We start from the raw sequence: 14,022 nt of genomic DNA, 5'->3' as shown, positions 1-14,022 counted from the left end.
CCGCACGCGACGCGGTCATGAGCGTCGCTTCGGGAGGCCGAGGATTTCGCGCACGCCGTTCTTGGTGAACGGTTGCGCCAGTTGCGCCAGGAAGCCTCGGGCGATCTGGCCCTTGATGCCGATGTCGGTCGAGGACGGACGGTCCGGATTGTAGTAGGTGCCGAACAAAAGGTCCCAGACGACGACGTTCTCGCCGTAGTTCATGTTGCCCTCGCGGAGGTCCTTCGAATGATGCCAGCGGTGCAGCCGCGGCGTGCTGAAGAGATAGTCGAAGGGACCTGTTCGCATGTCGACGTTGCAATGGGTGAGAATGCCCATGAAGGCCGTGACCGCGCCGAGCCACCAGAAAACGTGCAGGGGAGCGCCGAGGCAATAGAGTGGGATCTGGCTCATGGCAATCTTGAACAGCGAATCGGCCACGTGGAAGCGGCCGGTATTGATCACCCAGAGGCGAACGACGCTGTGATGCAGCGCGTGGAACCGCCAGAAGAACAGCTTTTCGTGGGCGATCCGATGCGACCAATAGAGGCCGAATTCGGCGACGACCACCGCAAGCCCCACTTGAAGCACCATCGGCCAATCCGATGGCCAGAGACTAAACTTGAGCGCTGCGAGCGGCTGCAGGATGTTGGCGGCATACATGGGAAAGACGGCGGCGATCAAGCCTGCCGCCTGCAGCAAGCCCTTCGTCGCCAGCGTGTGACCGATGTCGTTCACCGTTTCGCCATCCGACTGAAGCCAGCCCCGCTCGTAGGGAATGTAGCGCTCGAGAAGAAACAGGATGAAGACGGCGGCCGCATAGACCGCCACAAATCCGACCATCGGCTTTGCGCTCGCGAACGCGTAGTACGCGCCAAGCAGCCCGCCGAAAAACACCAGCGGCCAGGACAGATACCCAAGCACTAATCTAAAAACCTGTCCGAGCTTCGACACGGTGCCTCTGCGCTCTGCCTTCATCAACGACGCTCCATCCATTCAAGCAGTTCCCGGCATGTGCGCGGCCGGCCGTCGCTGACGCGCCCGTCGCTACATGCATCCAGGCGATGGTCCTCTTCGGACCAGCCGCCTCTTCCATGCCGGTACATGCGCCTGATCTCGGCGCAGGTTCGCGGCGTTCCATCACTTAACCGACCATCACGACAGGGATCGTACAAAGGCTGCACGGTCCGATACGGATTGTCCGCAATCCACATTCCCTTTTCTTCGGCATGACTTGGGCTCGCGCTGAAAAGGATCAACCACATCGGTAAAATGGCCAGGCGCATCGACAACGTCCTTTGTTGAAACGTTGCACGAGCTTTGCGGGGAGTGGGTTGCACCAGCATTGCAGGAGACGGGAAGATGCAATCAGTCGCCTGTGGATGCAACCGCTCATTGACGATGAAAAGAGAATCAATCATTCTCTTTTCATCGTCAATGGAAGCTGGAAAGATGCGCGCTCCCAATCCCGAACTCTCGCGACTGGAATCGGACGACTTTTCTGCGCTGGACGCGACCGAACAGGCCCGTCTCGTATCGAAGGGTCAAGCCTCGCCGCTCGAACTCGTCGAAGCCGCCATCCGGCGCATCGAGAGGCGCGAGCCGCACGTCAACGCGCTTGCATCCAAGGATTTCGACCACGCGCGCAAGTGCGCCGGCGCTTTTCGTCCGCAAGCGAACATGCCGTTTGCAGGCGTTCCGACCCTGCTCAAGGACCTGCTTGCCTATCCCGGCCACCCGGCCGGCTTCGGTTCGCGCCTCTTCAAGGGACAGCCCGCCCAAGCCGGATCGGATTACACGGACGCTCTCGACAAGGCCGGCCTGATCGTCCTTGGCAAGACGACCACATCGGAGTTCGGCCTGCTCGGCACCACCGAAACCCTCGCCCATGGCGCAACGCGCAATCCCTGGAATTTCGCTCTTTCGACCGGCGGCTCGTCGGGCGGTGCGGTGGCGGCCGTTGCCTCGGGCATGGTACCGATCGCCCACGCGTCCGACGGGGGCGGCTCGATCCGTGGCCCCTCCTCCTTCTGCGGGCTCTTCGGTTTCAAGCCGAGCCGCGACCGCACGGTAAATGCCGGCCTGCCGCCGGCGATGCCGACGGCGCGGCTGATCAGCGACCATTGCGTCAGCCGCTCCGTGCGCGACAGCGCCGCGTGGTTGGCGGCAACCGAACGGCCGGACCTGACCCAACCATTGCCTGCGATCGACGACATGCGCCGTGGCCCGCAGAGGCGGCTGCGCATCGGCATCTATCGCCACGATGTCTTCGGGCGCGGCGTGTCTGAGGCAGTCGAGGACGCGCTTAACGCGGCGATCACGCTGTGTGCGGTCTTGGGGCACGAGATCGTCGAATGCACTGGCCCCGACATCAACGCTCAGCAAACCAGCCGCGCCTTCTTCAACCTGACCGGAATTGTTCTTTCCGGCCTGTTCGACCAGATTGCAGCCGCCATGGGTGGCGCCTTCGATGAGACCTTGTTCGAGCCCTACACGGTCGAGCTCGTGCGCCGGGCCCGGCGGCTGCCGGAGACGGCAATCACGGAGGCGATCGGCGCAACGCTGAAGGCCGAGGCGAGCGCAAATCAGGCGATCTCCGGCTATGACGTGCTGCTTTCACCCACCGTCCCCTTCACGGCCTTTCCGCTGGGGACGCAAGGCCCGACCGAGGGTCCGGACCAGCTCATCGCCTTTACCGAACGCCTCGCCGGCTTCACCAACGTGGCCTCCTTTGCCGGATGGCCCGCCATGTCGGCGCCGCTTTTCTGGTCGCCCGAGGGGCTGCCGGTCGGCTGCCATTTCGCGGCGGCAGCCGGCGAGGACGCGTTGCTCTTGTCGCTTGCCTTCCAGCTGGAAGAGGCGGCCCCCTGGCAACCAAGGCTCGTCGAGCTTGCAGGAAGGCTCGCATGCCCCAGCGCCTGAAGCAGGAAGTGCGTGAGCGGCTGTTTGCGGCTGCGGCTGCGGTGTTTGCCGAGCAAGGCTTCGAAAAGGCCCGGCTCGCCGATGTGGCGGAACGGGCGGGCACCAGTTCGAGCAACATCTACAAATACGTCGCCGACAAGGAAGCGCTGTTTTATGAGATCGTGACACCGGCGCTTGCCGGGCGATTGTTGCGCCTGCTGCGCGCCCGCGTGCGGGAACTGCGGTCAGTTGGCATCTGGCTGGAGGCCGATGCTTCCGGATCCGAGCACGCCCGGGCACTGCTGTCCTTCTGGATCGAACAGCGGCTCGTGGTGCTGATCCTGCTTCGCGGCGCCGACGGCACGCGCTACGCCCATGTTCGAAAGCTGATGATCCGGGAGATGGTGCGGCTGGCTTCGCGCTACCTGACCGACAAGGGCGGCGAGCAAGCCCTGACGCCACTGATGGGCTTCATGCTCGAGCGAACCTTCACCCGAACGCTGGACACCATTGCCGATACGCTCAGTGAATACCGTGACGGCCCGTCCATCCAGTCGGCCATAGCGCTCTTCTGGCGCTACCAGCTTGCGGGGCTGCAGTCGCTTCTGGACCCGGACGCGCCGGGCGGCGGTCGTCAGGCCTTCGCCCGCCCCGATCAATCGTCCGAGTAGCGCTCCTCGCGCCACGGGTCGCCACGCATGTGGTAACCGTTGCGCTCCCAGAAACCGGGCATGTCACCTTCGCGAAAGTCGATTCGCGTCAGCCACTTGGCACTCTTCCACAAATAGAGATGCGGAACGACGAGCCGCATCGGCCCGCCATGGGTACGGCCGATCGGCTGGCCCTCCCAGTCGGTCGCAAGGATAGCGTCTTCGGAGGCGAAGTCCGCAAGCGGCATGTTCGTAGTGTAGCCGTCATAGCTCGTCAGCATGACGTGGCTCGCCTCGGGTCTCGGCATCACCTGGTCGAGCAGATCGCGTGTGGCCACGCCCTGCCAGCGGTTGTCGTAGCGAGACCAAGTCGTCACGCAATGCATGTCGGAGAGCCGGTCGCTTTGCGGCAAGGCCTTGAACGCGGCCCAATCGAGCGACAATGGATGCTCGATGTGCCCGGTGATATCGAGCCGCCAGCTTTCCGTCCGGATCATCGGCTGCTGGCCGAGGTCGAGCACCGGCCAGTCCTTGACCAGATGTTGCCCAGGCGGAAGGCGCTCGTCCTCGGGGCGCACGATCCGCCCCGTCAGGAATTTGCCGTCGGCGGCCCAGCGCCGCTTCGTCGTCGTCAGCTTGGTTTCCGGCGGCTGCGTATCGTCAGTCATGATGGTCCACTCCCAGCCCGAATTCACACCCCAGGCGAGATAGAAAGCGCGGTGTCGCGGAACGTCAAGCGCGAACGCACGGCGTCGTTGGCTCGGCACCATGCGTACCGCCCCTTCGTATGTCCTTCAGCAGCGGCAGATAGCGCTCGACCACCTCCGTCGTGGCGACGTGCGGAGCGGCCGAAGCTTGGACGCGTTGGCTCCGGCATGCCACGCGCATCGCACGTCAAAACCAGCCTTGAAACGCCAAACGGCCGCCGCAGGGTCCTCGGGATCCCGGCGACGGCCGTTTGGCACGACTGCGTTCAATCAGAACTTGACGCTCAGATTTGCCTTGACGCTCTGGTCGCTGACGCCGCCGCCGAATTGGCCTGTGTAGGTGAAGCCGAGGGTAGCCTCCGGCGCGACGGCGAAATCAAGGCCGGCTTCGATTACCGCAGAATTCTCGGCGATCGGGACACCGGCGATGGCAAACGTGCTCGCCGTCGAGAAGCCGTTCGACGACAGCGGCAAGGTGTCACCGAAGGCATGTCTCCAGCCGATGGTGCCGCGGGCCGTCGCCAGCACGCCGCCAAGGTCGAAACTGGATGCAGCGCGCAGGCCAAGGGTCGTGAACGTCGTGTCCTGCGAGGCGTCCTTGCCGAAGAGAGCGGCAGCGCCGCCGCGCTCGACAAAGCCGTCGCGGTTGAGATGCACATAAGCCAGGTTGGCAAACGGCTCCAGATCGACCGACCCGGCCTTGAAGGCATAGGCGAACTCGCCAAAGACCTGGCCTGTCCCGGCGCTGTAATCGGCAGAAAGGCTGTCCGTAAAGCCCGGGAACGAAACGGTGCGGCTCGTCTCGATATCGTGCCAGCTATAAGCGGCGCCGGTTCTGAGCGACGCATCGCCCCAACGTCCACCGGCATAGATGCCGAGATGATAGTTGTCGGAGGTTGCCGACGAAAACCGCGCGTCAATGTCCATCGAGGACCGCGAGTAACCGGCAAGCGCGCCGACGGTCCATTCGTCCACCTGCGTATCGGCACCGACGAAGAAACCGCCGATGGAGCGATCCGCCTTGGCGGCATTGCCGTCACCGTCGATCCGTCCCCAGGAACCGAAGCCCTGGCTCCAGAGCGCAAGTTCGCCGCTGTCGATAGCGCCGGTGATCTCGCTCGATTGCTTCGACGCCACTGTGCCGAGCACCGTGCGCAAGCGATCGTTTGCGGCATCGCGCAGGAAGCGGCTGTCCTCGATCAGGATCGACTGGAACGAGCTGTGCACTTCGCCCGAAAGCAGGTCGAAGGCCCTGCGCGCCGCTTCGGGCGATGCCGAGAAGGCAATGGCATTGAAGATCGGGTTCGTCAGCCCCAAACGATCGACACCGACGGCGGTGGCGATCTGGTTGCGGGTCTGGCCGACGCCGGCAAAGCTGAGATCGTTGCGGGTCAGCTTGAGCGACAGGTCGTTGCCGTCGCCGCCGCTGTAATCGACGGTCGGATCAAGGAACACCAAATTGTCGACGATCGACGCAAACGTGCCGGTGATCGCCCCGGAACTCGTCTTGTCGATCAGGATGAACGGGCCGTTGATCGGGTTCCAGCTCGCCGCCGTGTTGGGCGAAAGCAGGAGATCAAGGGTCGCACCGGAGATATCGACGCTGCCCGAGACGATCAGCTTGTCGGTGGCTGTGGGCGTGCCCTCGATCTGCAGCACGCCGTTGTTGGTGTAGTTGCCGGCGATCGTCTGCGTGCCGATCGAATTGCCCGGGGCATGAACGCCACCAGCCTGGACGGTCGTGTTGCCAAGCGTGCCGGTGCCGCCGAGACGCGCTCCGCGCCGGATCGTGGTCAGGCTGGAGTTCGCGAGCGAACCGTTGACGATCAGGTCACCCGAGGTGATGTCGGTCGCGCCGGTAAAGGTATTGATACCCGTCAAGGTCAGCTTGCCCGTGCCCGCCTGGGACAGCGTGCCGCTGCCAGAGACCGCCCCGGCATAGGTCACGTCGTTCGAACGATTGTAGATCAGCGCGCCATCGTTGGTGATCGAACCCACGAATTTGCCGCTGCCGCCGATCCAGCCGGTCGTGCCGCCATTACCGAGTTGCAGCGTGCTGCCCGCGCCGATCGTCACCGCGCCGGATGTGCTGTTGTTGGCGGTGAGCGTCAGCGTGCCCGTACCGATCTGCGAGAACGAGCCGGGGCCGGTGATCGAGCCGGCATAGGTCGAATTGGCCGAACTGTTGAAGACGAGCGCACCGTAGTTGGTGACGTTGGAGGTCAAAGTTCCACCCGCCCCGCCATCGCCGACTTGCAGCGTCGCGCCGGAAGAGATGCCCGCGCCGCCGGTAAAGGTGTTGGCGCCGGTCAGTATCTGAGTGCCGGCACCGACCGAGATGCCGCCGGTGCCCGTGATTGCTCCCGAGAACGTGCCGGCGGCGTTGTTGATGATCAGCGTCTTGCCGCCGAGCACCACCTGCCCGCTGCCGGCCAGCGACTTGACCTGCGCCGAGGCCGCCGCCGAGACGTCGAAGGTGCCGTCGGCCGTCAGGCCGCTCGAAGCGTTGATCCGCCCCTGGCCCGAAAGCGCCAGCGTGCCGCCTGCCGCAATCGACGTCGCACCCGTATAGGTGTTCATGCCCGTCAGCGTCAGCGTGCCGTTGCCGACCTTGTTGAGCCCTGTCCCGGTCGCACCGTTCTGCAGCACGGAGCCGATCGTGGTGGCAACGCCGTTGCCGACATTGATCGTCGCCGCCGTGCCGCTTGCAGGATTGAAGCTCAGCACGCCGCCATTGATGGTGTAGCCGCTACCGTCGTTCGTCGCGGAGAACTGCAGCGTGTCGAAGCTCTGCGTGCCGACGACATTGATGGTGCCGCCGGTGGCGCCGGCAAAAACGCCGACCGATCCGCCGAAGCTGCCGTTGACGCCGGCATTCAGCGGGTCGCCGGTCCAGTTCGTGCCGGCGGATGTCCAGGTGCCTGTGCCGCCATTGACCGCGCCGTTGCCGGTCGTGTCCGCGCCATCCCAGAAGTACATCGTCTGGCCGGTGCCGAGCACGGACAGATTGACCTGCTTGGCGATGGTGGTCTGGAGCTGGTGGCTGGCAAGCGTGAACCCTGGCGCTGTCGATGTCACGGCGGTCGTCGCAAAATTGCCCGACAGCGAACCGTCATATTCGAACAGCCGGTAGTAGCCGGCCGACGCCACCCGGGCATCCAGCGCACCGCCGAGCGTCAGGTTGCCGCCGACCTTCACCAGATCGTTGCCACCCGCGCTGCCGACGAGGCCGGGCGTGTTCAGTTCGAACACCGATGTGGAACCGCTATTGAGCGTCAGATCGCCAGCGATCGTTAGCGTACCCGGGCTGTTGCCGGCCGAGAGCGTGCCATCGACCGTGACGTCACCTGCAATCTCGCCCGATCCGCCGAGCGTACCGCCGGTACCGACATTGACGTTGCCGCCAAGCTTGCCGTTGACGTAGGTCGTGCCCGAGGTCACCGACGTTGCGCCACTGAACAGCGAATTGTCGCCGGTCAGGGTCAGCTTGCCCGCGCCCGCCTGAGTGAGTGTGCCGGTGCCGGAGACCGCGCCGGAGTAGGTCACGTCGTTCGAGCGGTTGTAGACGAGCGCGCCGTTGTTGGTGATCGAGCCGGAGCCACCGGCCCAGCCGGTCGTACCGCCATTGCCGAGCTGCAGCGTGCTGCCCGCGCCGATCGTGACCGCACCGTCGGTGCTGTTGTCCGCCGTCAAGGTCAGCGTGCCCGCACCGATCTGCGAGAACGTTCCGGTCCCGCTGATCGTTCCGCCATAGGTCAGATTGCCGGACCGATTGAAGACCACCGCGCCGTTGTTCTGGATGTTCGAGACGAGCGAGCCGTTCGCCCCGCCATTGCCGATCTGCAGCGTCGCGCCTGAATTGGTGACCGCACTGCCGGTAAAGGTGTTGGCGCCGGTCAGGACCTGCGTGCCGCCATTGACAGAAATGCCGCCGGTGCCGTTGATCGCACCGGAGAACGTGCCGGCCGCGTCACTGATGATGAGCTGCTTGCCGCCGAGCATCACCTGACCGCTACCGGCCAGCGACTTCACTCCCGGCGCGCCTGCCGCCGAGACGTCGAAGGTACCGTTCGCGGTCAATCCGCTCGAGGTGTTGATCCGCCCCTGGCCGGACAGCGTCAGCGCACCACCCGCCGCGATCATCGTCGCGCCGGTATAGGTGCTGGCGCCACTCAGGACCTGCGTGCCGGCCGCGACATTGAGGCCGCCGGTACCGGTGATCGCGCCCGAGAACGTGCCCGTGGCGTTGTTGATGTCGAGATAATTGCTGCCGAGCACCACCTGGCCACCTCCGGTCAGCGACTTGACCTGCGCCGAGGCCGCCGCCGAGACGTCGAATGTGCCGTTGGCCGTCAATCCGCTGGAGGTGGCGATGCTGCCTGTGCCGGATAGCGCCAGCGTACCGCCGTTGATGGTCGTCGCACCCGTATAGGTGTTCGTGCCCGTCAGCGTCAGCGTGCCGTTGCCGGCCTTGTTGAGAGCTGAGCCGGTCCCGCCATCCTGCAGCACCGAGCCGATCGTGGTGGCGATGCCGCTGTCGACATTGATCGTTGCTGCCGTGCCGCTTGCCGGGTTGAGGGTCAGCACCCCGCCAGTGAGGGTGTAGCCCGTGCCACCGGTGGTCGCAGAAAACTGCAGCGTGTCGAAGCTTTGCGTGCCGACGACATTCACGGTGCCGCCGGCTGCGCCGGCAAACACGCCAACCGATCCGCCGAAACTGCCGTTGATGCCGGCACGCATCGGACGGCCGGTCCAGTTGGTCCCGGTCGAAGACCAGGTGCCATTGCCGCCGTTCACCGTGCCGTTGCCGGTCGTGTCCGTGCCATCCCAGAAATGCATCGTCTGGCCGGTGCCGAGCACCGACAGATTGACCTGGTTGGCAATGCCGGTCTGGACCTCGTGGCTGGCAACCGTGAAGCTCGGTGCCATCGACGTCGCAGCCGTCGACGCAAAACTGCCCAACAGCGAACCGTCATATTCGAACAGCCGGTAGTAACCGGCCGACGCCACCCGGGCATCCAGCGCACCACCAAGCGTCAGGTCGCCGCCGACCTTCACCAGATCGTTGCTGCCTGCGCTGCCGACGAGGCCGGGCGCGTTCAGTTCGAACACCGATGTGGACCCGTTATTGAGCGTCAGGTCACCGCCGATTGTCAGCGTGCCCGGGCTGTTGCCGGCCGAAAGCTTGCCGTTGACGGTGACGTCGCCACCGATCCTGCCGGTTCCGCCGAGCGTACCGCCGGTGCCGACATTGACGGTGCCGCCAAGCTGGCCATTAATGTCGACCGTGCCCGACGTCACCGCCGTTGCGCCGGCAAACAGCGAATTGTTGCCCGTCAGTGTGAGCTTGCCCGTACCGGCCTGCGAAATCGTGCCGGTGCCACTGATTATGCCGGCATGGCTGATATCGTTCGAGCGGTTGTAGACGAGCGTGCCGTTGTTGGTGATCGGGCCGAGGAAATTGCCGTTGCCGCCGATCCAGCCGGTGGTGCCGCCGTTGCCGAGCTGCAAGGTGCTGCCCGTGCCGATCGTCACCGCGCCGGCCGTCGTGTTGTCCGTCGTCAGCGTCAGCGTTCCCGCGCCGATCTGCGAGAGCGTGCCGTTGCCGGTGACTGCACCACCATAGGTCCAGTTGCCGGAACTGTTGAAGACGACCGCGCCGCTGTTGAGAATGTTGCCGACGAGCGAACCGCCCGCGCCGCCATCGCCGATCTGCAGTGTCGCGCCGACACTGGTACCCGCCTGTCCGGTAAAGGTGTTGGCGCCGGTGAGGACTTGCGTGCCGGCCATGACGTTGACGTCGCCGGTGCCGGTGATCGCACCGGAGAACGTGCCGGTCGCGTTGTTGATCGTCAGCGACTTGCTGCCGAGCACCACCTGGCCGCTGCCGACAAGCGACTTGACCGCCGGCGCGACCGCACCAGAGACGTCGAAGATGCCGTTGGCCGTCAAGCCGCTCGAGGCGTTGATCCGACCCTGGCCGACGAGTGCCAGCGTACCGCCGGCTGCAATGCTGGTCGCCCCGGTATAGGTGTTCATCCCTTCCAGCGTCAGCGTGCCGCTGCCGGTTTTGGTCAGGGATCCGTTGCCCGTAATGTTATTGGTCAGCCGCCCGTTGCCGTTCTGTTCAATCGTCAGGCTGGCGGCGTTGTTGATGGCAATGTTTCCGGCGATTGCCGGGGATGCGGCCAGGAAGCGGAATGTGTTGGTACCGCCATTGAAGGTCATCGCGTTGGAACCGCCGACCCCGAGGATAGCGCCCGAAGCACCCAGTGTCACATCCACGTTGCTGCCGAAGAGGCCGGAACCGTTTGTGCCGCCGGTTCCACCGCTTCCCGCCAGGCCACCTTTCACGGTGCCGCCGTTGATGCTCACTGTTCCGCCGTAGAGCGCACTGATGCCATGACCACCATCGCCGTTGCGCTTCTGGGAAATTTGGCCGCCGGCGCCGCCGTTGCCACCAGCGCCGCCCGTGACGTCCGCGTTGGTAGTAAAAGATATGCCGCCACCCAGTGCCACGCCATCGCCGCCGTCGCCACCGCTGCCGCCGATCCCGCCCGACGCTGCTCCGCCGTCACCGCCCCGCCCGCCGGAAACTGCCATTCCGTTGAGGCTCACACTCCCCGAAGGAACGATCCAGCCATATCCGCCGGCGCCGCCGCCACCGCCGTCGCCGTTCGACGAAGCCCCGCCGTCGCCACCGCGACCGGCAGCGTTTCCAGCGCCGCCGTGCGCACCGCCACCACCGCCGCCGCCGCCGCCGTAATCGCCGCCGCTGCCTGTCCCGTTTCCACCCGCCGCCCCGTTCGGGCTACCGCCGGTTCCGCCGGCACCGCCATTGCCGGCAACACCGGCATTGAGCTGGCTACCCGCACCGCCGGCCGCTCCCGGCCCGCCGCCGCCGCCGCCGTTGCCGGAAGCAAACGCAGTCGCGCCTGGCGTCCCCTGCAAGTTTGCATCGACGCCACCGCCGCTGCCGATCGTGGCGCCGCCGGCGCCACCTTTTCCGCCAGCCTGCGCATCCGGTGTGGTGGCAACCATGCCGAGAACAAGGCCCGACGCGGCGAGAACCCACACGGCCGTGCCGCTGAGCAGCAAAGGCCGGCGCCGGCGCAAGGGTCGTTGATCGCCGTCAAGCCCATTACTCAAGCCCTGATTCTGACAATTGATTTTTTTCAAAGGCTTGCCCTCCGCCCCATACCCTAAAATTCTCCAGGGTGCTGGCTGACACGACAACCCTACAGCGACAATGCCTTATCGACGAAACAACCTACGGGTTCGACGAAACGACAAAGCGGCGAAATGAGCCACTGTGGAAAATCTCAGATGCCGAGACGACTGCGCAATTCCTGCCTGTAGGGGCGGGATACGGTCCAGGGCTCGTCGATTCTGCGCAGACGCACGGCCCAGGCCTGCTTGGTTGGACCGGCATGGCGGTCCAGTTCGGTCACGTGCGACAGGTTGATTACCGCGGTGCGATGAATGCGCAGGAAGTTCGGCCTGGGCAGCAGGCCGGTCCAGAATGAAAGCGGGCGCAGATCCAGCACCGCCGCCTCGTCCTTCAGCCAGATCTGGGTGTAGTCCTTGGCGGACCGAAGTCCGACGATGGCCGACAGCCGTACCCCGCGCGAGCGCCCGGGCATATGCAGGTGGACGTACGGGTCGACGGTCGCGGTCGTGACGGGCAAAGGAGGCTCCCGTTCGCTATCCGCCGGCGCGCGCCGCCCGTAGCGCGCGATGCCGATCAGCTTTGCGCAGCGGGCAAGCTGGTGGACGTCTTCGATAGGCCACCGACGCAACGCCCTCGTCGCATCGAAACCGATGCAGCCACGCAACCTGCCCTCGTGAAAGACCGGGACGCAGAGGACGCTCTTGTCGTTCTGACGAAGCATTTCCGCCTGAAGCGCCCGCGCCGGACGCGGTAGCCTTGCGACATCGTTGATCATGACTGCCTTGCCGGCCACCAGCCACTGATGCAGCCAGCCGATCATCGTGACCGGCGTCTGCTGCAGGTCATCGACATGCGACGACACCCCGCCTCGCACCCATTCGTCGGTGTTGCGGAAACGCAGAAGGTCGTCGCTGTATTCGAACATCCACGCCCGGTCGGCACCGGCAAGCTTGCCGGTTTCCTCCAGGATCGCGGCGATCGCCGTCTTCGCCGGCGAACCGATGAGGTGGGTGGCAGCCAGATAGGCCCAGTCGCGTGTGGGTTGTCCCATGGCAGGGCAAGGCGGCTCGTTCGTCGCGATCAGTTCGTAGGGCGGTAGGCCTATGGAATGATCGGACGGGTGCAATTGCTCATTCATGACGCTCGATAGCTAAAGGCGAAAAGGAATCGCTCTGTAAAATTTCGGGTTTCCCGGCAATCCGGGTCGTAACAGTGGCAGTAAAGCCAGACGTGACCGAGAGGCGGCCCTGGGCAAAATTCGAAAAAATATCCGGTTCTCGCGGTGCGATGGCCCCCTCCATCGTCCAGTGTCAGCGCTCTTCGCCGTCGACATCCACCCGCGCGACCACTTGAATTTGTGGGGAAAACAAATGCAAGCCTAAACTGCATTGCCTCACGGAAACATTTTTGGGTCGGTTTCGCGCGTTCCAGCGTCCCAGACCGGTTCTTGCCGGTGGGACGAGCACCATCAAACCATCCACGGCATGAAACGCAGGGGGACCTGCCTGGCCACGAAACATGTTGCCGGCCAAGGGCGCACTGAGATCTCCGAGGTCCGTCGCTGGCCAGTTCGACCATCGGAGCCGGCGGAGGCAATGCACGCCAGCCCCTTGCGGCGCTGGCGCGGTTCCTACCGTTTTTGCACCCACACTGCGCGCGCAACACATCAAGCGCCGACGCTGAAAGCTGCTACCTCAGTACTACACGCAAGGCGGCCTGGGTCTCCTTCAACAGCGGAAGGTAGCGCTCCACCATCTCGGCTGCAGCCACATGCGCGGCCGGCGCACCGATGTTGAGTGCCGCAACGATTCGACCGCGATCGTTTTCGAGCGGCACCGCGATGGAACAAAGGCCGAGTTCCAGTTCCTGGTCGATCAGCGCATAGCCCTGGTCGCGCACGCGGCGGAACTCGGCGACGAGGTCTTCGGGATCCGTCTTCGTATAGGGTGTGTTCGCCTTGAGGTTCGAGCGCGAAAGGATCTCGCGCGCCTCGTTCTCCGGAAGTGCTGCGAGCCACACCCGCCCCATGGAGGCGCAATAGGCCGGCAGGCGCGAACCGGTCGTCAGGTTGATCGACATCACCCGCTTCTGCGAGGCGCGGGCGATGTAGACGATCTCCGTCCCGTCCAGCACCGAGGCCGAGGCACTCTGGCCGGCGCGGTCGGAGAGCTGATCGAGATAGGGCTGGATGATCGTCGGCAGCGGGGTTGCCGAGAGATAGGCATGGCCGAGGCGCAGGATCTTCGGCGTCAATGCGAAGAACTTGCCGTCATAGTCGGCATAGCCAAGCTCGGAGAGTGTTAGCAGCGACCGGCGCACCGTCGCTCGGTCGAGCCCGGTGATCTTCGACGCCTCGGCGATCGACAGTTTCGGCCGCGTTTCATCGAAGGCTTCGATCACCGTCAGCCCGCGCGCAAAGCCGCTGACGAAATCCGTTTCCCGCATCCCTGCCTCCCCCAATCATGCCGTTTGATTTTGTGCGATATACGAACAAAAGTCAAATATCGCACAAAATATTTGACCGAGCCTTTCGATCGGCGCTTATTGGTATCCGGAAGAGAAAGGCGCCTGCCGCCCACCGGGCGACAAAGGCCAAGAAATCACTGAGATGAAG

At 64.5% G+C, this 14,022-nt stretch carries 8 protein-coding genes; 2 read left to right on the top strand and 6 right to left on the bottom strand.

Translation table 11 applies throughout. The annotated features are described in order from the left end of the window. Nucleotides 1–15 precede the first annotated feature (15 nt). Together ACIQUG_RS26090 and ACIQUG_RS26085 are read right to left on the bottom strand one after the other, a co-directional pair. Nucleotides 16–957, bottom strand: coding sequence for a sterol desaturase family protein (locus tag ACIQUG_RS26090; protein ID WP_402325048.1), 942 nt, complete (start codon nucleotides 955–957; stop codon nucleotides 16–18). Beyond that, nucleotides 957–1,400, bottom strand: a complete 444-nt coding sequence (locus ACIQUG_RS26085; RefSeq protein WP_402325047.1) for a hypothetical protein — start codon at nucleotides 1,398–1,400, stop codon at nucleotides 957–959. Before ACIQUG_RS26085 ends, ACIQUG_RS26090 begins: the two co-directional genes overlap by 1 nt. A gap of 31 nt (nucleotides 1,401–1,431) precedes the next feature. Between ACIQUG_RS26085 and ACIQUG_RS26080 the strand changes: the two genes are divergently transcribed. Together ACIQUG_RS26080 and ACIQUG_RS26075 are read left to right on the top strand one after the other, a co-directional pair. Continuing rightward, complete coding sequence (locus ACIQUG_RS26080; protein ID WP_402325046.1) at nucleotides 1,432–2,901, top strand: amidase; 1,470 nt, start codon at nucleotides 1,432–1,434, stop codon at nucleotides 2,899–2,901. Beyond that, nucleotides 2,886–3,551: a TetR/AcrR family transcriptional regulator gene (locus ACIQUG_RS26075; RefSeq protein ID WP_402325044.1), complete on the top strand. Its 666-nt coding sequence runs from the start codon at nucleotides 2,886–2,888 to the stop codon at nucleotides 3,549–3,551. Before ACIQUG_RS26080 ends, ACIQUG_RS26075 begins: the two co-directional genes overlap by 16 nt. Here the strand turns inward: ACIQUG_RS26075 and ACIQUG_RS26070 are convergent. From ACIQUG_RS26070 to ACIQUG_RS26055, 4 genes are all read right to left on the bottom strand, one after another. Continuing rightward, nucleotides 3,536–4,198: a sulfite oxidase-like oxidoreductase gene (locus ACIQUG_RS26070; protein ID WP_402325043.1), complete on the bottom strand. Its 663-nt coding sequence runs from the start codon at nucleotides 4,196–4,198 to the stop codon at nucleotides 3,536–3,538. The genes ACIQUG_RS26075 and ACIQUG_RS26070 overlap by 16 nt on opposite strands. A 309-nt stretch (nucleotides 4,199–4,507) precedes the next feature. After that, complete coding sequence (locus tag ACIQUG_RS26065; RefSeq protein ID WP_402325042.1) at nucleotides 4,508–11,386, bottom strand: autotransporter domain-containing protein; 6,879 nt, start codon at nucleotides 11,384–11,386, stop codon at nucleotides 4,508–4,510. A gap of 173 nt (nucleotides 11,387–11,559) precedes the next feature. Continuing rightward, nucleotides 11,560–12,459, bottom strand: a complete 900-nt coding sequence (locus ACIQUG_RS26060; RefSeq protein ID WP_402325040.1) for a LytTR family transcriptional regulator DNA-binding domain-containing protein — start codon at nucleotides 12,457–12,459, stop codon at nucleotides 11,560–11,562. A 638-nt stretch (nucleotides 12,460–13,097) separates the two neighbouring features. Further along, nucleotides 13,098–13,853 carry an IclR family transcriptional regulator gene (locus ACIQUG_RS26055; RefSeq protein WP_402325039.1) on the bottom strand — a complete coding sequence of 252 codons (756 nt, stop codon included), beginning with the start codon at nucleotides 13,851–13,853 and terminating at the stop codon, nucleotides 13,098–13,100. Nucleotides 13,854–14,022 lie beyond the last annotated feature (169 nt).

It is taken from the genome of Ensifer sp. NPDC090286 (assembly GCF_044769565.1).
Classification (GTDB): domain Bacteria; phylum Pseudomonadota; class Alphaproteobacteria; order Rhizobiales; family Rhizobiaceae; genus Ensifer.
The sequence above is the reverse complement of the archived record's forward strand: the minus strand, read 5'-3'. Positions and strand labels throughout refer to the sequence as shown.